Origin of the sequence: Pedobacter kyonggii (assembly GCF_004310665.1) — a bacterium.
In the GTDB taxonomy this organism is placed as follows: Bacteria; Bacteroidota; Bacteroidia; order Sphingobacteriales; family Sphingobacteriaceae; genus Pedobacter; species Pedobacter kyonggii.
The window spans coordinates 225,026-247,592 of record NZ_SIXF01000005.1 but is presented as its reverse complement, the minus strand read 5'-3'; the positions used below and the strand labels follow the sequence as shown (position 1 = coordinate 247,592).

Below are 22,567 nucleotides of genomic sequence, written 5' to 3'. Positions count from 1 at the left end.
TGGTAAAAATTTCAGATACTTCTGAAGATCTTTCGCTGGGACAGCAATGAGCGGTCGTCTTGATTTGGAGGAGAGATCGGGACTATATCAAAAGATCTCCACTGCGGAGATGACGATACTTAACGATCGTTTATCTCCTTAAATCATCCTTCTGAAGGATAAAAGAAAATCACCAATCAATACAATTGCAATGAATGGTGATTTATTATTACACTAAGGTCCAACTTCTTATTTAATCTGTTTCAACAGGTAACTACCATAGCCGCTTTTAACCAATGGAGTAGCAATAGCCTTAAGCTGTTCTTCATCGATAAAGCCCATACGATAAGCTATTTCTTCAATACAGCCTATCTTTAAACCTTGTCTTTCTTCAATAATCTGAACAAATTGCCCGGCCTGCATTAAAGAGGTAAAAGTCCCGGTATCTAACCAGGCTGTACCACGGCTTAATACGCCTACCTTTAATTTACCTCGTTCCAGATAGATTCGGTTCACATCGGTAATTTCGTACTCGCCACGAGGTGAAGGTTTAATATTTTTGGCAATTTCTACCACCTCGTTATCATAAAAATACAAACCTGGTACTGCGTAGTCTGATTTGGGTTGAACAGGTTTTTCTTCTATCGAAATTGCCTTTTTATTTTCATCAAACTCCACAACCCCGTAACGTTCAGGATCAGCAACCTGGTAGGCAAATACCACACCGCCATCAGGGTCAGAGCTGGCCTGTAATAATTTAGCCATACCATCGCCATGGAAAATATTATCACCCAACACCAGGGCCACTTTATCTTTACCTATAAACTCTTCTCCAATAACGAAAGCCTGTGCTAACCCATTCGGCTCAGCCTGTGCTGCATAACTAAATTTACAGCCTAAAGAAGCACCATCACCCAATAATTTTTCAAAATTTGGCAGATCGTGTGGGGTAGAGATAATCAGAATTTCCTTTATACCAGCCAACATTAAGGTAGATAGTGGATAATAGATCATCGGTTTATCGTAAACCGGCATCATCTGTTTACTACAAGCCAAAGTTAAAGGATGCAAACGGGTTCCGCTGCCACCAGCTAAGATTATACCTTTCATATTAGTATTAGATTTGAGATTTTAGACATTAGATTTGAGGTTAATGGCTCTATCTAAAATCTACATTACTTCAATTTATTAATTTGTTTTATACACTCTATCAGACTATCTCTCCAATATGGAATCTGGATATCAAAAGTTTCTTTGATCTTGGTTTTGTCCATTACCGAAAATGCTGGCCGGACAGCTTTGGTAGGGTAAGCAGAACCTGGAATAGGATTCACTTTAACCGCTGTTTCACTGATATCAAAAATGGCCTTTGCAAAATCGAACCATGAGGTTACCCCTTCATTGCTATAATGGTAAACGCCATAAGCGGCGGATGAAGAACTTATAATATCAAAAATGGCATTTGCCAGATCAATCGCGTAGGTCGGTGTGCCCACTTGATCGGCAATGATATTCAGTTCATCACGCTCAGCACCAAGTTTAAGCATGGTCTTTACAAAGTTGTTGGCATACTCAGAATACAACCAGCTGGTGCGGATAATGAAGTGAGCAGGCAGTGTTGAAACAACTACTTCTTCTCCATCTAATTTGGTTACACCATAAACATTGATCGGTTCAGCTTGATCATCTTCTTTCAACAATTTAACCTCATTCCCTTCGAAAACGAAATCGGTAGAAACATGTATAAGCGTTGCCCCATTTACTAAACAAGCTGAGGCTAAGTAAGCTGCCCCTGTTTCATTAATGGCTTTAGCCAGCTCAACTTCATCCTCTGCTTTATCTACAGCAGTATAAGCGGCACAGTTAATTACAAAAGCAGGTTGCGCTGCAGCTAACAGATCTTTCAAACCAGACTCATTTAGAATATTGGCATCCTGCTCCGCTGGAAAAACAATTTCCGTAATTCCTCTTCGCTCCGCAACCACCTTTAAGCACTGGCCTAACTGTCCGCCAGCGCCAATTACTAATATTTTGCTCATATGTGTTGTAAAACTGAAAAGGGTTTTAAAAAAAGGTCTTTATCTGAAATAGCTTGATCTTCTTCTGGAATTAACCAATCGATATTCAGGTCCGTATCGTTATAAATTACGCCAGTTTCTGAAGCTTTATTGAAAAAATTATCACACTTGTATAAAAATTCTGCGGTTTCACTCAATACAGAAAAGCCATGAACAAAGCCTCTTGGAATATACAGCTGTAATTTATTCTCCGCACTTAAACGCACCGCAATGTGCTTACCATAAGTTGGTGAGCTAGGGCGTACATCTACGGCAACATCCAATACTTCACCTTTCGTTACACGAACCAATTTAGCCTGTGCAAATTCACCGGTTTGGGCATGTAAACCTCTAATTACACCATATGAAGAATAAGATTGGTTATCCTGAACAAACCTGCCAGATAAACCTGTTTTTTCTTCAAAAGTATTTTGATTAAAGCTTTCAAAAAAATAACCCCTGGGATCTTCAAACACCCTTGGCTTTATAATCAGACAGTCTTTTAATCCTGTTTGTTCAATTTCCATTATTTACTGCTGTATTGTTGTTCGTAATAAGATTGATAATTGCCTGAGGTTACATTGTTTAACCAATCTTCGTTTTGTAGATACCAGTCTACTGTTTTGGCCAAGCCTTCTTCAAATTGTAAGCTTGGTACCCAATCCAATTGATTTTGTAATTTACTCGAATCAATGGCATAGCGTAAATCGTGACCTGCGCGGTCGGTTACATAGGTAATCAGCTTAGCCGATTCTCCTACTTCGCGACCAAGTTTTTGGTCCATAATGGTACAAAGCAAATTGATCAGATCAATATTTTTCCATTCGTTATGTCCACCAATGTTGTAAGTATCTCCTGTTTTCGAATTGTGGAAAATTACATCGATTGCTCTGGCGTGGTCTTCTACCCATAACCAATCGCGTACGTTTTCGCCTTTACCATAAACGGGTACAGGCTTGTTGTTTTTGATATTATTAATGGCTAATGGAATCAATTTTTCGGGAAAATGATGAGAACCATAGTTGTTAGAGCAATTAGAAATTACACAGTCCATGCCATAAGTATCATGGTAAGCCCTTACAAAGTGATCTGAACTCGCCTTTGATGCCGAATAAGGGCTATGCGGATCGTAAGCAGTTGTTTCAGTAAACATACCTTCTTCGCCTAAAGCACCGTAAACCTCATCGGTACTTACATGATAGAAACGTTTTTTATCGTAATCACCTTTCCAATATTCGCGGGCCGCATTTAATAAATTTACTGTCCCAATTACATTGGTGATGACGAAAGCTGTTGGATCAGAAATAGAACGATCTACATGGCTCTCTGCTGCTAGGTGGATAACCGCATCGAAATTTTCTGTTTTAAACAGATCAAACATTGCGTTAGCATCTGTAATGTCTTCCTTTACAAATCTATAATTTGGCTTATTTTCAATATCCGTTAAATTAGCCAGGTTACCTGCATAGGTAAGTTTATCTAAATTGACGATCTCGTATTGAGGATAGTTATTTACAAAACGGCGAACTACATGAGAGCCAATAAAGCCTGCACCACCAGTGATTAAGATTTTTTTCACAGTTATTAAATGTTTTTCAATTGGCTAAAGTAAGCTAGATTTCGGCAAAAAACAATTTAATTTTGACATAAGCTGAAAACTGAACGAAATAATTTAGAAGCAATTAATTAATTTCTATGAGCATCTTTTGCATAAATAGATAAGCTTACAGTCACAATAGATATACGCAAGGAAAGCATAGATGAAGCTTATATTTGATTTTACTGTTGCGCCAATAAACATAGAAATTTAAGAAAAACAAACTACATCGCCGCCACAGAACTTTCTAATTCTTTATACCACTCTTCACCGTATTTACGGATTAGTGGTCCTTTTAAAAAGCTATAAACTGGTACTTTAAGTTCACGGCCAAAGGTACAAGCATCGTGGCAGATGTGCCAGCGGTCGTAATTTAGCACCTCAAATTCTGGATATTTGGTTATCCGGATAGGGTAAAGGTGACAAGAAATCGGCTTCTGCCAATCTACAATACCTTGCTCATACGCTTTTTCAATGGCACACTTGGTAATACCACCCTCAAAAAGCACGTAAGCACATTCTTTATTTTTATCGACACAAGGAGTGGTCAGGTCGCCATCTTCATCCACCACGTAAACGCCTTGTTCTTCTATAGCCTTAATGCCTTTTTCATTCAACAGGTGTTTAATTTTTGGATAAATCTCTTCCAAAATGGCTTTTTCGTCATTGTCCAATGGCGCACCCGAATCACCTTCCACACAACAGATCCCTTTACATTTGCTTAAATTACAAACAAAGTTTTCTTTCAATACGTCTTCGTGCACCAGCACCTGTTCAACTTCTATCATCATTATTCTTTTGCTAAAGCATATTTCAGTCCACTGGCCGATTTTAATTCCATGGTAACTGCACCCACCAATATCTCTACCTGGGCTTTTACCGGCACGCGGTTTCCATCATCGGTTACCCAAAGGTATAACCGGCTATCTTTTTTAAAGATCCTTCCTGGCTTAATGGATGGACTAAATTTTAAACAGCGGATGTTCCCCAACTTACTCTTAATCGTTTCTTTTCCTATATATTCTACCTCTAAGGCTGAGATTTCATCACCCAAAAAATAGTTCAGTTTAAACTTATCACCAACCTTGATTTTACTGATATCCAGGCTCCGGGCAAAATAATAAGCCGAAACCAGGTCAAAAGTCTGATTAGTCGGTGTTGTAAAAGTTCCTCTGTTCGAAACTACTTTCTTTGCATCCTGCGTAAAACGTGCCTTATCCTGACGTCTATAACTGGCCTCACGGATATTCTCCTGATAGAAGTAAGGTAAAAGGTCAGTTTTATCGATATACGAATCGTAATGATCTCTTATCTTATAAAACACATCAAAAGTTCCGGAAGTCTGCGCATCAACCGTAAGTTTATAGGTGGGTTTGTTATCAAACTTTAAATCAGAATTGGCTACCTTAATCGTGGCTTCTGCCGCCGTTATAAATCCGTACCTTAATTTATATTGCAAAACTTCACCTTCCTGAAATACGGCCTCTTTCTTCAGGGGAAGTTGCTGAGCCGTTGCCAAAAGACTGCATAAGCCAGCCGTGACGGTTATAAATAATTTCTTCATTGCTTTTGTACTCATTTGTGTGTTGTTGGGAAGGAACTGTTTCCTAAAAAATGTGGTTAAATTCTTTCTCCCATGAAGATATACAAAAAGCAAACCAAAATTTAATCTTTTCTTTTATATACGGGAACTGTAGAGCAGGGTTCTCCAAACATAATGCTTTTAACTACCGGTGTAAGCAGGTTGGTTACCTCAACATAGGCTGAAACCGGAACATCGATATCTCCACATCCTTTTACCACCACACGCTCGTTGGCATAATCTTGAGGATTAATTTTAGCCAATGCCTTGGTAAATAAAACAGCTTCCAATGTATTTAAATCGCCAAATACCACTTCGTTGGCATATGGCTTTAGTTTATTGGCCAGCAACATATAAGCCCATGTAGGTACAATTGCATCGGCCGAACAAATAATGGCTACATTCTTATCCTGATATTGCGCCCAATCGTGATTTTTGATAAACTCTCTAAAATCCTTTTCCCTTAGTATTAACCCAGAAAAAAGATTGTCTACAATATCATAAACCACTCTTTCGCCTTTATGATAAAAATCTTCGAGATTTAAGGTAATTAAACCGCTATTGGCTACTTTATTAATAATGTTTTCCTGAATTTCCATGGCCTTAAATAAAAAAACCGTTCCGACTAATCATCGGAACGGTTACAAAATTACGTATTTTCTATTTAATAGAATTTCACACGATTGTCTTTTATCTTTGCATTTTCCTGTAAAGCCTGGAAAGCCGATCCTAATGAACGCTGTCCTAAACTTAACATCATGCTTTCTTTTTGTTTAAACATATTTGCAATTGGTGCAGGATTTGTAAATCCATCAACTGAAAATACATAAACACCACGTTCGCCCTGAACAGGGGCAGATACTTTACCTGGCTGTGAACCGAAAACGCTACCTACTAAAGCATTTTCCTGTGCTACGCCTGGGATTACCGGATTAGCAAATACCACATTTTGTACTGGATTAACCGGACGTGCAACTTTAGCTGCAACCTGATCGATACTTCCTTTACCTGCGTTGGCTAATTTTTCTTTTAATTGTTTTGCTTTGACTGCATTAATTACCATTGGCTCAATTTCTTTCTTCACATCAGCTAAAGATAAAATACCTTTTGGACTGATTGTAGTTAAACGGGCCACAACATAAGCATTGCTCATGGTATAAATTTCAGGTAATACATCACCTTTATCTGCTGCATAAGCATCTTGAATTAATTTACGTGGATTATCCAATCCAGCTGCAAATCCTTGTGTGGATGCAACCTTATCGGCAACAGCAACTTTTAATCCTTTTTGTGCAGCAAATTTGCTAAAGTCGTTACCTTTCACATCAGTTAAGAAATTACTTGCTGCTTTGTAAGCCGCTGCCTGGGTTTTGCTACTTGCATTTAATGCTTTTTCTACGTAAGCTAATTTAGCCACTTTAGATGAACCGATCTGTTTTTCGATTCTAAGCACATGGTATCCAAACTGAGATTTTACTACTTTAAGATCTCCTGTCTTACCATCAAATGCAGCATTCTCAAACTCAGGTACCATAGCACCGCGGGCAAAAGCTGGCAATTCGCCCCCTTGATCTTTCGAACCATCTACACTGTAATTTTTAGCCAGTTCTGCAAAGTTAGCTCCTTTTAAAATTAATGCTTTTAATGAATCAGCTAGTTTTATTGCCTTATCTTCACCACCAACTTTAGCCGGGTCGATTAAAATATGGCTTGCTTTTACCGAATCAGGAGAGATGCGGGTTGAAACTACCTTCACAATTTTGTATGAGTTACCTGTTAATTTCGGACCATAAAAACTGCCTGCAGGTAAAGCGAATACTGCCGAATCAACAGCTGGATCCAACTTGCCTTTTGTGATATAAGTAAATGGGACTTTAACGTCTGAATTGATGGCTGCGAAAAGTGAATCGTTTTTAGCCACCTGGAAATCAGCAGCAATTTTGTCTACCTGAGCTTTGATTGCCAATGAATCTGCTTTGGTTGGACTGATACTGAAAGTAACGTATTCAAAAGCACGTGTTTCTTGTGGATTGTTGAAACGTGCTTTGTTCTGATCATAATATTCCGAATAATCGCCATCTGTTAATTTAACAGAAGCATCAGGAATAGAAGTATAATCTAAACTTACGTATTTAAAATTAGCCAGTTTATTACGGTTGGTATATTCATCAGTAGCTTCTAAAGAAGTTACATAAACCGAATTACGGATCAGGTTAGAATATTTTGTCTGAAGGGCCTGGTTTTTAATTTCTTCCTGTAACATATTAGATTGCTGCAAAGCCTGAGGTTCTTTCGATTTTAGAAAGTTCATCAAGGTAGCACGATCTAACTGTCCTGTCTGAGGATTAGAGAAATATTGTTTAATTAGGGGGCTAGGGTTTTGACCTTGTAATAAATCTAACAATTCATCTTCAGAGACTGTTAAACCTAAACGATCGTACTCTTTAGTTAACAAAACTTTTGCCAACTCTGCATTCCATGCCTGATCAACAGCCATAGCAGTCATCTGTGCATTTGCACTGCCGCCATATTGTTGTTTCATCTGGTTCACACCCTGATCAACCTTTGGTCCGAATTCATCAATACTGATATCCTTACCATCAATTGATCCTACAACTTTTTGATCTGCTGCCCAAAAAGGTTTACCCACGTTAATTGCATCACCTACTAAAAATGCAACAATTGCAAAACCGATGGCAAAAACTAGAATATAGCCTGCACGGTTACGCAAAAATGTCATTAATCCCATATTGTAATTATAAATTTATTTAGTTCTTTTTTAAGAGGGCGCAAGATACAAATTTGCCTCAAAAAAGAAAACACAAAATTTTATTTATCAAGTGTTTAATTTTTAAGTAAATACAGGCCCTCTTTTAATGTTTGAATGACAGAATTTTGAGTGATTGAATTAGATAATGAGTTGGATGATTGAATGCGTGTATCAGTGAATAATGATTTGAATAAAGCCATTCAAACATGCGCTCATTCAAAACGCTATCATTCACTCATCTCGTCGTCTACGGCGCTACGCCTTCCTTCATGTTCAGCACACCGTTTCCGCTATCCATTTCATAGGTACTAAAATCCTGCGGAGCTTTAAAGTTGATGCCTTCGCCAATGCTTCCATCTACTCCTTTTACATATACCCGTTGACTGGAATAAAAAATCTTTTTCGACTCATCCCAGATCAGCTCCTGCGAAGAGAAAGTATCGCCCTTACTGTTTTTTACAACCACATTTTTCCTAAATTCGGTTTTAAGCTCACTATCTTTCCTAATGGCATAATCGCACACTAAGTTTCCATCAATAGCTCCGTTAGGATTATAAAAATCGATATTTACCCCCTTTATCATCTCCTGATAAGCACTTCCATTCTTAGGCGTAACTTTATCCATTATTGGGGCATAACCTTTAGCCTTAATTCTGGCCGAATCGCTATAAGTAATATCGACACCGATGGTCCGGTCCCTTGATAGGATTACTTTATTTGGCGACACTGAACTGGCATTTTTTAGATCGTCGTCTCCACAGGAAGCCAGAAAAAAAGGCAACGCCAGAAACAGACCATATAAAAATGTTCTTAAATTCATTAGTCTACACGATACTTACGGAACCAGGTATCGTTCAAGGTAAAGCCTAAGTGGAAATTAATAAACTTCTCTTTAACAAGATTATCGCTTAACGTTCCTCTTTGTCCGAACTCGGTTGTAAAGTTGATTTTATAAAATGCTGAACCACCGTTAGCAGTAGGCAAGGGGAAGCCAAAACCTAAAGATGCACCCATTTGTTTGATATCCTGATTACCGATTTTGATATAAGTTTTATCGTAATTAACACCAAGGCGGTAATCTACGCGTTTCATATAACTGTTGTAAGAAAATGCATCTGGTGTCCATTGGCCACCGAGCGATGCCCCCCAGCTATCTTGCAAACCTTGATTTACATTATTGATACTTGTTGCAGCCCATTTACTCATTCTAAAATCGGCACCAATCATCCACTTATCATTTTGCTGGATAGAGATCCCAAAATTGTGCGTTAATGGCAAGGTAAGATTAGATTTTCCGTTATCCGCGATATTTAACGTATCGGCTGCAGGGTTTTCATTACCACTTTGATCTCTTGTGTAGAACGTAGCAAAAGAAGTTTGTGTTGAATTTATTTTCCCAGAAGTGCTTCCAGAATACCCCAGGGTCATAATTGTTTTCTTACCGATATTAAAATCGTACTGTATGCCATAAGAGTAATTTATACCGCCAACACTATTTTTATTTTGAAGTTTAGCATTATAAGCCCCTACCGATTGAAATTCTGTAGCCCGGGTGGTTTGGAGGTTACCAAAAATATATTCTAAGTTACCCCCAATTCTTAAATGATCGCCAAAACGATAACCATAACCTAAATAAGCTTTTGATAAGCCGCCTTCGCCTTCATAAAGCTGGTATAAAGTGGTTGTATCAACTTTGGTGGTGTTTCTGTAAGAATAACCCAAATCTGAGTAAGGCAAAATACCAAAACTCAAGGCCGATCTTTTGGTAACCGGAGCGGCAAATGCCAAATGACTAAAAGTAGAATTGAAACTCGTTTCGCTTAAATTGTTTCGCGAAAGATTGGTTAAACCAGCGCTCATTCCCACATCAATGGTAGTTAAAGTTATTCCGGCGTAAGATGCAGGGTTTTGCATATTAATATAATTGAACCCTGTTACTTTACCTACTGCGGTAGAAATTCCACCCATTGCCCTAAGCTGGGGCAACAAAGATCCCTTTATATTTCCAAGTCCATATCTTGAATATGGTGATGAAGTGGTAACCTGTGCCTGAGCACTTAAACCACAAACTAGAACGAGTATGGCTGCAATATAATTTATTCTTTTGTACATTTTAATCTGCAATAGCTTCATTTAATCCTTTTAATACTAAGTAAGGATCTTTTATAATTTGAGGCGCAAAGATGCTGTTTTGTAATTGTTTATACAAAAAATTAGCATCACCCCCCGTTATAATTACCTTCAGAGCACTTTCTTTTTTATTATTTAGGGCAATAAAGCCTTCAATTTCGTTTATTATTCCTTGTAAAACGCCGTTTTTAATTGCCGATTGGGTATCAGTACCTTCCACAATAGCTTCATTTGCATCCCACTCCACCAAAGGCAAACGGCCAGTAAATTCGTGCACGGCCTTAAACCGCATTTTAATACCAGGGCTTATACTTCCGCCAAAATATTCCTTAGAACTGGTTAAAACATCGTAAGTAATACAGGTACCCGCATCAACCACCAAACTTGCATTTGTTGGATGTAAACCATTTGCACCCAAAATAGCAGCCCATCTATCTAATCCTAAAGTAACTGGCGTTTTATATCTATTTTGTACGCCGTTCGTTAACATGGTTGAGAAACGGATATACCCGGTATGCTTTTTTAAAAATACTTCTAATGGTCCAACTTCCTGGTTAACACTACTGATGATGGATTTCGCTGGCGAAAACTTCTCAATCAATTGAGCCAGATCAAGTATCCCAATTTTATTGAAACGCTGATGATGAATAATGTCCTTATCTGCAAAAACCGCAACCTTCACAGCAGAATTTCCAATATCAATGCTTAGCCTACGCATTTAAAATCTCCCACTGCAAATAATATGTTCTTAGAAATTCCAATGACCCCATTTTTTATCCATCTTGATTAAAACTAAAAAAGCTTTAATGCTAAAATCATGCACAAAGCTATTAATCTTTGTCAAGTTTCGCTCTAGTTATTTGTTAAAAAAGGTTAAACAAACAGAAAATACTGTATCGAAAGCACAAATAAAACGAACAATGTTTCGTAAAACCAACGTTTTTTGGCATTGCTAAAATAGTATGCCAACAGTACCGATCCTGGCGGTACACAAAGCAAAAAATGCCAGGTCCTGAAATCGGGTTTGAGGTAAAAACTAGCTGCAGAAACAATAAACATGAAAAACAACAGCTGAAAACTTTTCCGTGTACTGATAAAACTCCTGAAGAAATTTTCCCGGAGCTGTAGTGATGCCAGTATGATAATTACTGTTACCGGGATCAGCACCAGGTAATCGTTATAGTTGATTTTAAAAACCGAAGGAAACTTATTGCCTAATGGTTGCCATATCTGATAAAACGAACTTAAATTATCTTTCCAATAATAAAATACTGCCAGAAAAAAGAAAACTGTAATAAAACCAATCAAGCCAGCTACCCATTCGCGCCAGTTAAACGACCTAAAAAGCAACAGCGCTAAAAAGATCATCAGCAACATGGTCATAAACGGAAAGTAGATCAATGTTCCAACCCCAATAATCATCCCGATATCGAAAACAGTGGTTATAGTGTTGGCACTTTTACCTAGTTTTAAAAATTTATCTATAATCCAGATCAGCAGAAAGTTGCACAATAACGCCGGGCTTAGTATCATAAAAGGCATAAACAGACTTGTTCCTGTAATAAACATCAGCCCCGGAAGGAAACTGGGTTTGGCCAGCAAATTATGGTTGTTTACAACCCGGTTGAAAATTAACGCCTGTATATAAACCAATAGTGCTGCGATAAAAATATTGGTGTATGGTGTAAAGGCATCATCCAAATCTATATTGATCAATAATCGGGCAAAGGGCTCCAAAAAATCAAAGTTCAGCTTATCGTGCGTTTCATGAAAAATGGCAATACGCAAAAAAAATGTGTACGCCAGCAAGAATACGAGGTTAATTGGATTTAGCTTTCTAAACTGATTAATCATGCCTTTTTAAAGAGTAGGCAAAGTAAAGAAAATAATTTAATAGTAGCAGAAGAAAGACTTAAGCTTAAAGACCAAAGCGGAGGGCGATAAGCGTTGAGCGGAAGGACAAGAGTAGAAAACCAAAGCTTAAAGACTAAAGGGAGGATTTATGTTATTTATCTTATTGAAAGACATCCATAAATCTGTCAGTCTGAGCGGAGTCGAAGACCGTTTGGCTAATGAAAAGCAGAAAAGTGAGTTCTGTTATTTTTAGAAAAGCAGGTTCCTGTTTGTATCGGTTCCGATCAGTATTGTGCCACGGATTAGAATAAGCCTAAGACCAAAGTGAATAGGTAGCAGCGGAAGGTACAAATACGCGATGTATAGCTAACCATCCCCAAAAGCGCTGCTTTGCGTTAAATAAACCCGGGAGTAGCGACAGCCCCGATCCTTTATCGGGCTATAGCGAATAACGGGCCTGTACAAGCCAAAAGCTACCGACATTCATTTCCAAATCACTAAGTAACTTAATTCATCATTGAGATCCTTCGACTACGCTCAAGATGACAATCGAGAGCAAATTGACTTTGAACTCAGGACTGAAGACTCAGGACTAAACCCTCGCATATTTCTTCACCATATCATCAATGATCCGGGCCGTTTCATCCGGGAAATTAAACTCATGCTGTTGCGGATTTTCTACCCAGTTTTTGATAATAGGCAACCAGTTTCTGGTACTTCCCCAAATTACAGGTAAACCGAACTGTTTTAAAGCATAAGCATTACACTGTTGTTCAAACTGGAAACGCATAGGTGCTACCAGCAGTTTTTTCTTTAAATAAAGTGCTTCTGCTGGTCCTTCAAAACCACCACCGGTAAACAAACCTTCGCAGGTGGCCAGGCTTTTATTAAATTTTTCGTTGTTAACCGGCTCTACAAAAACATTCCCTTCCCGGTAGGCAACTTTACTGTGTTTAGAAAAAACCTGCCAGGTAACTTCAGGGAGCTGTGTAAAAAGCTTTACCAAACGTTTATCGTCAATAGCTGGAAGATATGCCGTATAATGTCCTAAATTTTCACTTTTCAGATTCCGGATCTCTGCCCTGATTACCGGGGTATGGATAAAAGTATCGTAACGGTCGAAATGAAAGCCAATATGGTATTTGGTAGGCGCATAACGGCTCAAAATAAGCTTTCCCCAATCTAAAGTTCTTGGACGGGGTACTTTTTTAGATTTAAATGCAGCCTGATGGCTCAATGATACACATTCTATGCCCTGTAGTTTACAGGCCCAGGCACTTACAGGTTCAAAATCGTTAACGATAAGGTTGTACTCTTTCAGTGGCAACTGCTTCATATCTTTTCTAAATCGGAAAAGATTCATGTTCAGCCATGTTTTAAAATGGTCTACACCGCCTTTTTTCCCAAAAATAAAGCTGAAACCATGCAACTGGTATTTTACCGGCTGACTGAGTTTCACATCGGCCTGTGTTCCACTTACTAAAATATCCAATTCGCCATATTTTTGTAGCAAAGGAATAATTTCCCTCGCCCTACTGATATGACCGTTACCAGTTCCCTGTATTGCGTAAAGTATCTTCATTTATGCCCGAATATCTAAAATTATTGGGCAATTTCGTATTTTATATTCTGTAAAAGAATATTTATGTCCAGTTTACTTTTTAAATCCTCGGCATCAGAAAGGATTCCTTCATCCAATTCGTCTTTCGTAAAATGTTGGTACTCATATTTAAAGACCGTCCAGTTTTTATTTTCATACTCTAAAGCGGTTAAACTTTCTACCCAATCTCCACTGTTCAGGTAAAGCACTTTTCCATCTTCTGTGGCGATTTCGCGTTGCTCAGCCTGGTGGATATGACCACAAACTACATATTGATATCCTTTTTCGATGGCTAGTTCTGCCGCAGTTTGCTCAAAACTATTGATGAACTTAACGGCATCTTTAAACTTTGCTTTTATTTTTTTCGAAAAGCTCATCTTCTCCCGCCCAAATGCTGTAAGTACCCAGTTTACAAAACTATTGATGAGGATTAGCGTATCGTAGCCAACCGCACCAAGTTTGGCCAGCCATTTAGAGTGCTGCATGGTTACATCAAAAACATCGCCATGAAAGAACCATGCCTTTTTACCGTCCAGCTCTAAAATTAATTTATTCTGGAGATGGAAAGTGCCCATTTCCATGCCGTCGAATTTGCGGAGCATCTCATCATGATTTCCTGTCAGATAGTGGACCTGAACACCCTCTGATACGAATTTCATCAGTTTACGGATTACTTTCATATGCGATTCGGGCCAATAACTTTTACTAAACTGCCAGATATCGATGATATCGCCGTTTAAAATCAACGTTTTGGGCTTTATGCTCTTAAGATATTTTAGAAGTTCTTTCGCGTGGCAACCATAGGTGCCTAAATGTACATCGGATATTACGACTACATCGACATTTCTTTTATCCATAAACGGGAAATTTAGGGGGGAAGGGTCTTGTTACCGCTCGATTAAAGCAGTTCAGAGATAAATTAGTTGTGTTACCACTCCTCTTCCTCATCGAGTTTTACCTCAAAGGGGCTAAAGAAATAAAGTACAACAATTAATAAGCATACGGCAAAGAATGATTCTAACATATCATCTGATTTACATTACAAAGGTAAGACTCTGTATATCAAACAAATGTTACGACATTGTTAAATTATTATTCTATTTGATAAAGATTGTTAAAATGACATTCGAAGTTTTGTTTAGTTCAATAGTTCATTAGTTTGGTTAATTGTATAAATTGGTTAACTGGTTAATTGCAGAATCGGTTAATTGACTTAAGGACTTTGAACTAGCCCTTTCCATCATCCATTTTACCTCGTTAAAAGATCCTTCGACTACGCTCAGGATGACAAACCGAGGGGGATATTCTGTGTTTCTGTGGCAAGAAATCATTACAAAAAAAAATTTTGGCTGCAAAAAACCCCGCAAAATCAAAATCTTGCGGGGCGTAAATCTATTTAAAGAAAATATTAAGCTTTAACTGCTTTCTTTTTCTTCTTTTCTTCTGAATAAAATCCGAAACCTAATCCGGCCACCAATAAGATCGATCCAGCTAAAGAAATCTTCTCTCCAGTATAATACGATGTTGGGTGGAAAATAAACTCAAGTTTATGGTTGCCTGCTTCTAACTGCGCCGCACGTAAAACATAATCAGCCCTGAAGTATGGCTTTTCAACACCATCGATATACATTTTCCAGCCTTTATTATAATAGATCTCTGAAAACACTGCAATTACATCTTTGGCGGTTGAGTATTCGTAAGTTAAATGATCAGGGTTATAGTTGGTTAATTTAATAAAACCTTCCTGACCAGTTCCTAAACGTTTGGTATCGATCGAATTTTTGAAACTTTCGTCAACGATGGCTTCTTTTTTAGCATCAAAACTGCTAATGGCCTTCATTTCTTCATCAGCATTCTTAGCAAACTGAACACTTTGTACAAACCAGGCATTACCCGCAGCCGTTGCATTGCGCTGCATTTTATACGATCCGTTCTGAGGATCTTGTGTAATGATGTACTTCGTATTTAACATATCCAATACATCCTGATTAATGCTTTTGGTCATTTGGTTATCCACCAATTCTTGGAAACGTTTTAACCTTGCCGAGTGGAAACCACCAACCGTTTTATGGAAATATGAAGTTTCTGCACTTTTGAATGGATCACCTAACGACATATCGAAAACCCTGAAATTTGGATCTTTATCGGCCGAAATAAAATTATCTACATCTCTTGGCTGGTAATGGTTGTTGAGATCAGATTTGCTTACAAAATTCTGGTTGTTTAAATACCTACGGTCTACCTGCCATAAATCGATCAGCACAAACAGCGCCAATAAACCAAAGGCCAATTGCATATTCATCTTTTTGGTAATGAACGCCCAGGTAATACCAAAACCAATGACAATGAACAATAAAGTACGTAAGGCATCAGCACGTGCTAAAGCCACACGGTCGGCAACAATGCCGTTTAAAATTTCCATCGCAGCACCGCGGTTATTCTGCAGAGTTTGTGTTAAAGCATCTAAAACCTGTGCTTGGTTGGCCTGCGTAAAGCTGAAGAACGCTGTAGGGATCAAGGCAATAATTAAAGCAAAACCACCAGTAATACCTGCTGACCAGGTTAATCGCTGCACTAAATATTTTTGATCGTATTTTCCTTCTTGTGCCTCTTTAATAGCCAATATAGCCAACAACGGCACCAATAAACCTACAACTGCCAATATCGATTCAACAGCCCTGAATTTATTGTAACCAGGAAGGTAATCAAAAAAGATGTCTGAAATAAAAGGTAGGTTTTGTCCGAAAGAGAGGAACAACAATAAAACACTCGATCCTAAGATCCACCATTTCCAGCGATGTTTTACAATAAACAGTCCGAAAACAAATAAGAAACAAATAATAGCGCCAAAATAATACGGACCGGAAGTACCCGGTTTATTGCCCCAATATTGGTTAGTACCCAAATTTTGCGCTACATAACCAATGGCCTGCTTAGGATCAACGCCCTGAAGATTTTTTTCGACCGCTTTATAGGTATTGCTTTCGGGTTTGATAATTTCATCAATACTGCTTGCACCACCATAAATATTCGGGATTAAGAAAGAGAAACTCTCTCCAACACCCTGGCTCCATTGGTAAGCATATTCTTTATCTAAACCATTTGCAGGTTCAGCTTTATCGGTAGTTAAGTTAGATTTACCACGGATGGTTTCTTTGCCATACTCGTAGGTTGTCCATAGGGTACCTGCATTTACCAGAACCGACAATAAAATACCTGCAGCAATATAAGCTACAGATTTACCAAATGCCGGAAGCTGTTTTGCTTTAAAGGCATGATACAGTTCTATACAGCCTAGAATAAACAACGCTATAAATAAATAATAGGTCATTTGGATGTGGTTCGAGCGGATCTCTAGCGCCATGAACAACGCCAGCAAACTGCCTCCTACCAGATATCTGCCCCTTAGGATGAGAATAATGGCAGCCAAAATAGGAGCGAAGAAACCAATGGCCAGGGCCTTATTGCTATGCCCCGCAGCAATAATGATAAAATTATACGAGGTAAATGCAAAAGCAATTGCACCCGCTGCAGCAAGCCATGGGTTTATTTTCAATACGCAGAATAATAAATATGCACCTAAAAGGTATAATAAAACAGTTCCTACAGGATCTGGGAATATACCTTTAATTACATCGATACCATAGGTTGTAATATTGAGGGGATACTGTACCCAAATTTGGTAAGCTGGCATACCACCGAACATCTGGTTGGTCCAAAGTGGGCCTTTACCATCTTTCGCCTTAATATCCATAATTTCTTTCTGCATGGCTTTAGCCTGCAAAACATCGCCCTGTTGTGGCGCTTTACCCTGCAAAACAGGACTGAAGTAGGCAAAAGTGATGACTACAAAAAATGCAATAATGGCCAGGTGTACGCCATTTTTATTAAACCAGTTATTCATTAAGGTTTGTTTAAGTTTAAACGAACGTCAAAAATAAAAAATTGGGCGGTATAAAAAAGTAATAAATTAAATGCATGCTGAATAAAAAATTAGATTTGTATCAAAGAATAAAAATTCAACCTATTTATTATGAGAAAGTTTGTCGTTACAATCGCTCTTGCTTTATTATCTTTTTCTTCGTTTTCGCAAATTGTAAGTTTAAATGCCAGTGAAATTAAAAAGTTGAAAACTCAGATCAAAAATGATGGGGAAACCAAAAAACTATACCTGGGCTTTGAAAAATCGGCATTAAATTATTTAAACGAAAACCCGAATCCAATTGATACCATCAGAACTGAAGGATTATTAAAGGGAAATCCAAAAAAAGAGAAAACCAGATTAGCCCTGGCAGATATGAACAAAATGTTTGCACTGGCCTTACAATACCGGATTACCGATGATCAAAAATATTTAAACAAATGTGTAGAATTTCTTGGTGCATGGGCCAAAATCAATAAACCGAAGGGCAATCCTATTGACGATACCAATCTGGATAAAGCCATTGAAGCCTACGACCTGATTAAAAAAGATATCCCAACAGCTGATAAAAAACAGATTGAACAATGGCTTACTGAAACGGCTTGGTCAGAAATTAACAGCAAGCGGATGAAAGCGGGGAGAGCTACCGCCATTAATAACTGGAACGCTCACCGGCTAAAAATAGTTGGCGAAATTGGTTACACCTTAAACAATCAAAATTTTATTAAATGGACCATTGAAAATCTTAAAAGCCACATCAATATCAATCTATATGCTGACGGAACAAGCTTGGATTTTAAAGAGCGTGATGCCATGCATTACCACATTTACGACCTGGAACCTATGCTAAAGTTGGCCATTATGATCGACAGAGCGAAAGGCACCAATTTTTACACCTACGAGTCATCTAAAGAATCTTCTATCAAAAAATCTGCAGAATGGTTAATCCCATACATCAAAGAGGAAAAACAGCATGAAGAATATGTAAATACAACCGTTAAATTCGACCGCGACCGGGCAAAAAATAATGAACCGGGATTTGCAGCCGGAACGATGTTTAAACCGGATTTGGCATTACCAGTATTAAAACTAGCGGTTTATTTCGATCCATCACAAATCGAGCTATTAAAAAAAGTAAACGGTAAGCGGAACGACTGGCAAATGATGCTGGATGAAATTAAGCGACGCAAGCATCTTTCAAAACAAGCAAAGTTTCAATAATTTTTGAAAGTTTAAAAATAACTTTATATTTGCTTATGGAATTAGCAGCAGCAAAATTAAAATTTATAGAGGCCTGGGGCAAATTAGGCTCCGAATGGGGAATTAACCGCACCATGGCCCAGGTACATGCGCTATTACTCATTTCTCCTGAAGCGCTTACCACTGAAGAAATTATGGAGGCATTGAGTATCTCCAGGGGAAACGCCAACATGACCCTGCGCGATTTAATTGGATGGGGCTTAATAGAAAAGCAACACAAAGCTGGCGAGCGCAAAGAGTACTTTTTTGCCGATAAAGATGTTTGGAATATTTCCCGTCAGGTAGCTAAAGAGCGTAAAAAAAGAGAGTTAGAGCCGGTATTGAAAGTGCTGAACGAACTCTCGACAGTAACAGGCGATGAAAAAGATCCGGAGTTTAAAACCTTTAAAAAATCGGTAAGCGATATTAACAAACTTGCCCTCAACGTAGATAAAACTTTAGAAACGATGCTTAAAGCAGAAGAGAGCTGGTTCTGGGGCTCGGTATTGAAAGTTTTTAAATAAAGACAGGAGATTTGAGACGTGAGAGGTATCAAGTAGTAAGTATCGTGTATCAAGACATATTCACCCTCAACACTAACCACCAAGCTAAACCCTAATCCCTAAAAAGCCTTACCCTTAAGTTCGGCTTAATTTTTTAATCATATCTTTCATTTTTTACTGAAAGTATTAAAATTTAAATAAAATGAAAACGCTTAACAACCATGTGATTTTATTTGATAATGAATGCCCAATGTGTTATGCTTATACCAAAGCATTTGTAAAAACAGGTATGCTGGCCAAAGGTGGTCGTGAGGCTTATCAAAGCATGTCTGAAAACATTTGTCCTTTGGTTGACAAACAAAGGGCCGCCAATGAGATTGCGCTCGTGAATACCGAAAATGGTGAAGTAACTTATGGTATCCAGAGTTTATTTAAAATTATTGCGCATGCTATGCCCATCTTTAAACCGCTATTTTTATTTGGGCCATTTGTTTATTTAATGCGTAAGTTTTATGCCTTTATCTCTTACAACCGTAAAGTAATTATTCCTGCGGCCGTTAAAGAAAACACTATACAGCCCAGCTTTAAAATCCAATACCGTTTGGCCTATCTGCTTTTTACCTGGTTTATTACAGCTTACATTTTAACCGCTTATGCACATCTGCTTACTGATTTTGTGCCACTGGGCAGCCAATATCGTGAATACCTCATCTGTGGTGGACAAATATTTTTTCAGGGCATCATCATTGTTTTTTATAAAAAAGAAAAAATCTGGGATTACCTGGGCAACATCATGACCATCTCTTTAGCTGGTGCACTTTTGTTTTTGCCCGTTTTGGTTATCGCTCAATACCTCAACATCCCGTCTATATTTTTTATCCTTTACTTTTTGATGGTGGCCGGACTTATGTTTTTGGAGCACCTCCGCAGAAGCAAGCTGTTACATTTGGGCTGGGCGATGAGTATTACCTGGGTGCTTTACCGTTTAATTGTTTTAGGTTTAATCTTTACTTTATAGGAATCATGAAATACGGAAAAATTGTACTTGCAGGAGGAAACGGATATTTAGGTACCGTACTGGCCAAACACTTTAGCCGTCGGGCTGGTGAAGTGATTATCCTGTCAAGAAAACCACAAGCCGCAGCAGGGAACATTAAAACCTTGCTATGGGATGGCCGAACCCTGGGCGACTGGGCAACAAACCTTCAAGGTGCCGATTTACTGGTTAACCTCTGTGGTAAAAATGTAAACTGTAGGTACCCCCATAACAACAAGAAAGAAATTATCAGTTCCAGGTTAATCCCTACCCGTTTACTCGGCAAAGTAATCAAAAACCTGGAAAACCCGCCAAAACTTTGGATCAACATTACCTCTGCAACCATTTACCGGCATGCCGAAGACTGTCCGCAAGATGAACTTAAGGGAGAAATCGGTGATGGCTTTTCGATTGAGGTGTGTAAGGCCTGGGAAAGTAGTTTCTTTGAAAACGAAACCCCAAAAACCAGAAAAGTGGCCCTCAGGATGGGCATTGTACTGGGACTAAAAGATGGCGCATTTCCACGCTTGCTCAACCTGGTTAAACTGGGCATGGGTGGTAAACAGGGCAATGGCGAACAGTATGTAAGCTGGGTGCACGAGTTAGATGCCGCAGGCAGTATTGAATGGTTGCTGAACCACAATGAGGTTGAAGGCATAATAAACTGTACCGCACCCGAGCCAATTAAAAACCATGTGTTTATGCGCAGTATTAGAAAAGCCTACGGCATCGGCTTCGGTTTGCCTGCTCCAGCCTGGCTACTGGCCATAGGTGCAAAACTAATCGGAACAGAAACCGAACTGATTTTAAAAAGCAGGTGGGTTAAACCAAGGAGATTGTTGAACAGTGGCTTTGAATTTAAGTATGCGAAGATAGATGAGGCAGTGAAGGCGTTGAGAGCGGAGGGTTTGAAGGGTATAGACGCCCAGCGGGAGCATGGGTAAGTTAAAAATGGCAACAATTATTTTAAAGACATTGATCAATGCGCCCATTGAACGCTGTTTCGATCTGGCCAGGAGTATTGACCTCCACGTACAGTCGATGCAAAGTTCTGGTGAGAAAGCCATCGCTGGGAAGAGAGCTGGATTGATCGGTTTACATGAATCGGTTACCTGGCGAGCCAAACATTTTGGCATTCTGTTCGAAATGACAAATAAGATTAGTACAATGGAATACCCAACATTCTTTGTCGATGAGATGGTTAAAGGCCCCTTTAAAAAACTCCACCACCAACACCAGTTTAAAATAATAGATGCTCAGACAGAAATGACAGATGTTTTTGAATTTCAGGCACCGTTTGGTTTGTTAGGTAGGCTTGTAGAAAAAACATTTCTTAAAAATTATATGCTGAAACTAATTGAGAAAAGAAATAAGACAATCAAATTTAAAGCTGAATGGTAATATGCGCTATTTGTGCCTCGTACTATCATTAAATTGCCAAAGCACATTAATAATCTTCCAGGCGCCATTTAATTTAACAAGGTGCATGTAATCGATCCATTCATCTGCAATGAGTTTAACTGAGGCCGTTTTCTCTGAAATATCAAGCATTTTAACTTCCTTTTTAGGAACAGCAGGAAATTTATCTTTTTTGCGGTTATAACTTTCGGCTAGCATAACCATCGATTCTGCAGAGGTTTCACGAACATAATCCTTGTTTGTTTCCTTATCTGTCCAAAATGTGCGTTTAACCAGCCTTGGGTGCAAAGCCTGCTCCATTTGTTTAGGGTTTGGGGTATGCTGTGATTCTATATAATCAAGGACTGCACGTTTGATTTCTAAGCTATCCTTTTTTGTTTGGCTAAAGCATTTTGCACTTATCATCCACAAGGAGATAAAAACAATAAAATATTTCATAGTTGCAGGTATAGTTTTGGTTTTTGGGTTGAGGTTTAAAAGTATAAACTTAAACTATATACTTTAAACAAAAAACCCTGAAACAAGTTCAGGGTTTAGTTTTATTTCACTTCTTCGTAGTCTACGAAGTCGCCGAGTTTATCTGTTTTACTTTGATCAGGTTTTGGAGGCATATAATCTATCGAAATAGAACCTTCAGGTTTCGATCGCCTCTGTTGTTGCTGTCCTGTAGCCTGATTTTGCATTTTGCTAGCCAGGTTATTAAACAACATTGGCAGAACTAACCTAATCAACATTCTGATCAGCCAAAGTACCAATATTGTGATAAAAATGAATTTTAATAAACCTAATCCCATTCTTTAAATTACTGTTGTTACAAATATAGACGTCATAAAATTTATTTTGTTACTTATTGAGCCTTTAATTGCATTTTGATTACAA

22 protein-coding genes are annotated in these 22,567 nt (G+C 38.4%); 5 read left to right on the top strand and 17 right to left on the bottom strand.

Features of this window, described 5'->3' with window-relative positions; all coding sequences use genetic code 11:
• Nucleotides 1–228 precede the first annotated feature (228 nt).
• The 15 genes from rfbA to EYS08_RS08030 all read right to left on the bottom strand — a co-directional run bounded on the left by rfbA (nt 229) and on the right by EYS08_RS08030 (nt 17,473).
• Nucleotides 229–1,089, bottom strand: a complete 861-nt coding sequence (rfbA, locus tag EYS08_RS08100; protein ID WP_131029538.1) for a glucose-1-phosphate thymidylyltransferase RfbA — start codon at nt 1,087–1,089, stop codon at nt 229–231.
• A 65-nt stretch (nt 1,090–1,154) separates the two neighbouring features.
• Nucleotides 1,155–2,018: a dTDP-4-dehydrorhamnose reductase gene (gene rfbD, locus EYS08_RS08095; RefSeq protein ID WP_131029537.1), complete on the bottom strand. Its 864-nt coding sequence runs from the start codon at nt 2,016–2,018 to the stop codon at nt 1,155–1,157.
• Entirely contained in the window at nt 2,015–2,563 is a 549-nt protein-coding gene (gene rfbC / locus EYS08_RS08090; protein WP_131029536.1) for a dTDP-4-dehydrorhamnose 3,5-epimerase, read from the bottom strand. The genes rfbD and rfbC overlap by 4 nt, the downstream gene beginning before the upstream one ends.
• Nucleotides 2,563–3,615 carry a dTDP-glucose 4,6-dehydratase gene (gene rfbB / locus EYS08_RS08085; protein WP_131029535.1) on the bottom strand — a complete coding sequence of 351 codons (1,053 nt, stop codon included), beginning with the start codon at nt 3,613–3,615 and terminating at the stop codon, nt 2,563–2,565. Before rfbB ends, rfbC begins: the two co-directional genes overlap by 1 nt.
• A gap of 242 nt (nt 3,616–3,857) precedes the next feature.
• Complete coding sequence (locus EYS08_RS08080) at nt 3,858–4,421, bottom strand: DUF3109 family protein (RefSeq protein ID WP_131029599.1); 564 nt, start codon at nt 4,419–4,421, stop codon at nt 3,858–3,860.
• A gap of 2 nt (nt 4,422–4,423) precedes the next feature.
• Nucleotides 4,424–5,197: a DUF3108 domain-containing protein gene (locus EYS08_RS08075; protein ID WP_131029598.1), complete on the bottom strand. Its 774-nt coding sequence runs from the start codon at nt 5,195–5,197 to the stop codon at nt 4,424–4,426.
• Nucleotides 5,198–5,298: 101 nt separating this feature from the next.
• A complete protein-coding gene (locus tag EYS08_RS08070) occupies nt 5,299–5,814 on the bottom strand; it encodes a DUF2480 family protein (protein ID WP_131029534.1) in 516 nt (171 codons plus the stop codon).
• 65 nt (nt 5,815–5,879) lie between these two features.
• A complete protein-coding gene (locus EYS08_RS08065; protein ID WP_131029533.1) occupies nt 5,880–7,964 on the bottom strand; it encodes a peptidylprolyl isomerase in 2,085 nt (694 codons plus the stop codon).
• Nucleotides 7,965–8,232: 268 nt separating this feature from the next.
• Nucleotides 8,233–8,805, bottom strand: a complete 573-nt coding sequence (locus EYS08_RS08060; protein ID WP_131029532.1) for a hypothetical protein — start codon at nt 8,803–8,805, stop codon at nt 8,233–8,235.
• Nucleotides 8,805–10,118, bottom strand: coding sequence for an OmpP1/FadL family transporter (locus tag EYS08_RS08055; RefSeq protein ID WP_131029531.1), 1,314 nt, complete (start codon nt 10,116–10,118; stop codon nt 8,805–8,807). The genes EYS08_RS08060 and EYS08_RS08055 overlap by 1 nt, the downstream gene beginning before the upstream one ends.
• Entirely contained in the window at nt 10,099–10,833 is a 735-nt protein-coding gene (locus tag EYS08_RS08050) for a type III pantothenate kinase (RefSeq protein ID WP_131029530.1), read from the bottom strand. Before EYS08_RS08050 ends, EYS08_RS08055 begins: the two co-directional genes overlap by 20 nt.
• A 155-nt stretch (nt 10,834–10,988) precedes the next feature.
• Entirely contained in the window at nt 10,989–11,969 is a 981-nt protein-coding gene (locus EYS08_RS08045) for a DUF6427 family protein (RefSeq protein ID WP_131029529.1), read from the bottom strand.
• Between the two features lie 592 nt (nt 11,970–12,561).
• The gene (locus tag EYS08_RS08040) at nt 12,562–13,551 is read right to left on the bottom strand and encodes a glycosyltransferase family protein (protein ID WP_131029528.1); all 990 of its coding nucleotides are present in this window, start codon (nt 13,549–13,551) and stop codon (nt 12,562–12,564) included.
• A gap of 20 nt (nt 13,552–13,571) precedes the next feature.
• Nucleotides 13,572–14,426: a UDP-2,3-diacylglucosamine diphosphatase gene (locus EYS08_RS08035; RefSeq protein WP_131029527.1), complete on the bottom strand. Its 855-nt coding sequence runs from the start codon at nt 14,424–14,426 to the stop codon at nt 13,572–13,574.
• A 551-nt stretch (nt 14,427–14,977) separates the two neighbouring features.
• Entirely contained in the window at nt 14,978–17,473 is a 2,496-nt protein-coding gene (locus EYS08_RS08030; RefSeq protein WP_131029526.1) for a YfhO family protein, read from the bottom strand.
• 129 nt (nt 17,474–17,602) lie between these two features.
• Between EYS08_RS08030 and EYS08_RS08025 the strand changes: the two genes are divergently transcribed.
• The 5 genes from EYS08_RS08025 to EYS08_RS08005 all read left to right on the top strand — a co-directional run bounded on the left by EYS08_RS08025 (nt 17,603) and on the right by EYS08_RS08005 (nt 21,670).
• Nucleotides 17,603–18,712, top strand: coding sequence for an alginate lyase family protein (locus EYS08_RS08025; RefSeq protein ID WP_131029525.1), 1,110 nt, complete (start codon nt 17,603–17,605; stop codon nt 18,710–18,712).
• 35 nt (nt 18,713–18,747) lie between these two features.
• Nucleotides 18,748–19,254 (top strand): GbsR/MarR family transcriptional regulator, encoded by a 507-nt coding sequence (locus tag EYS08_RS08020; RefSeq protein ID WP_131029524.1) that lies wholly within the window; start codon nt 18,748–18,750, stop codon nt 19,252–19,254.
• A gap of 181 nt (nt 19,255–19,435) precedes the next feature.
• On the top strand, nt 19,436–20,251 hold the full coding sequence (locus EYS08_RS08015; protein WP_131029523.1) for a thiol-disulfide oxidoreductase DCC family protein: 816 nt from the start codon (nt 19,436–19,438) through the stop codon (nt 20,249–20,251).
• A 5-nt stretch (nt 20,252–20,256) separates the two neighbouring features.
• Entirely contained in the window at nt 20,257–21,213 is a 957-nt protein-coding gene (locus EYS08_RS08010; protein WP_131029522.1) for a TIGR01777 family oxidoreductase, read from the top strand.
• Complete coding sequence (locus EYS08_RS08005; RefSeq protein ID WP_244215893.1) at nt 21,206–21,670, top strand: SRPBCC family protein; 465 nt, start codon at nt 21,206–21,208, stop codon at nt 21,668–21,670. The genes EYS08_RS08010 and EYS08_RS08005 overlap by 8 nt, the downstream gene beginning before the upstream one ends.
• Before the next feature lie 6 nt (nt 21,671–21,676).
• On the opposite strand, the gene EYS08_RS08000 is transcribed toward EYS08_RS08005, so the two are convergent.
• Both EYS08_RS08000 and EYS08_RS07995 read right to left on the bottom strand, forming a co-directional pair.
• Complete coding sequence (locus tag EYS08_RS08000) at nt 21,677–22,126, bottom strand: nuclear transport factor 2 family protein (RefSeq protein ID WP_131029521.1); 450 nt, start codon at nt 22,124–22,126, stop codon at nt 21,677–21,679.
• A gap of 101 nt (nt 22,127–22,227) precedes the next feature.
• Nucleotides 22,228–22,482 carry a DUF4834 family protein gene (locus tag EYS08_RS07995; protein ID WP_131029520.1) on the bottom strand — a complete coding sequence of 85 codons (255 nt, stop codon included), beginning with the start codon at nt 22,480–22,482 and terminating at the stop codon, nt 22,228–22,230.
• Between the last annotated feature and the right edge of the window lie 85 nt (nt 22,483–22,567).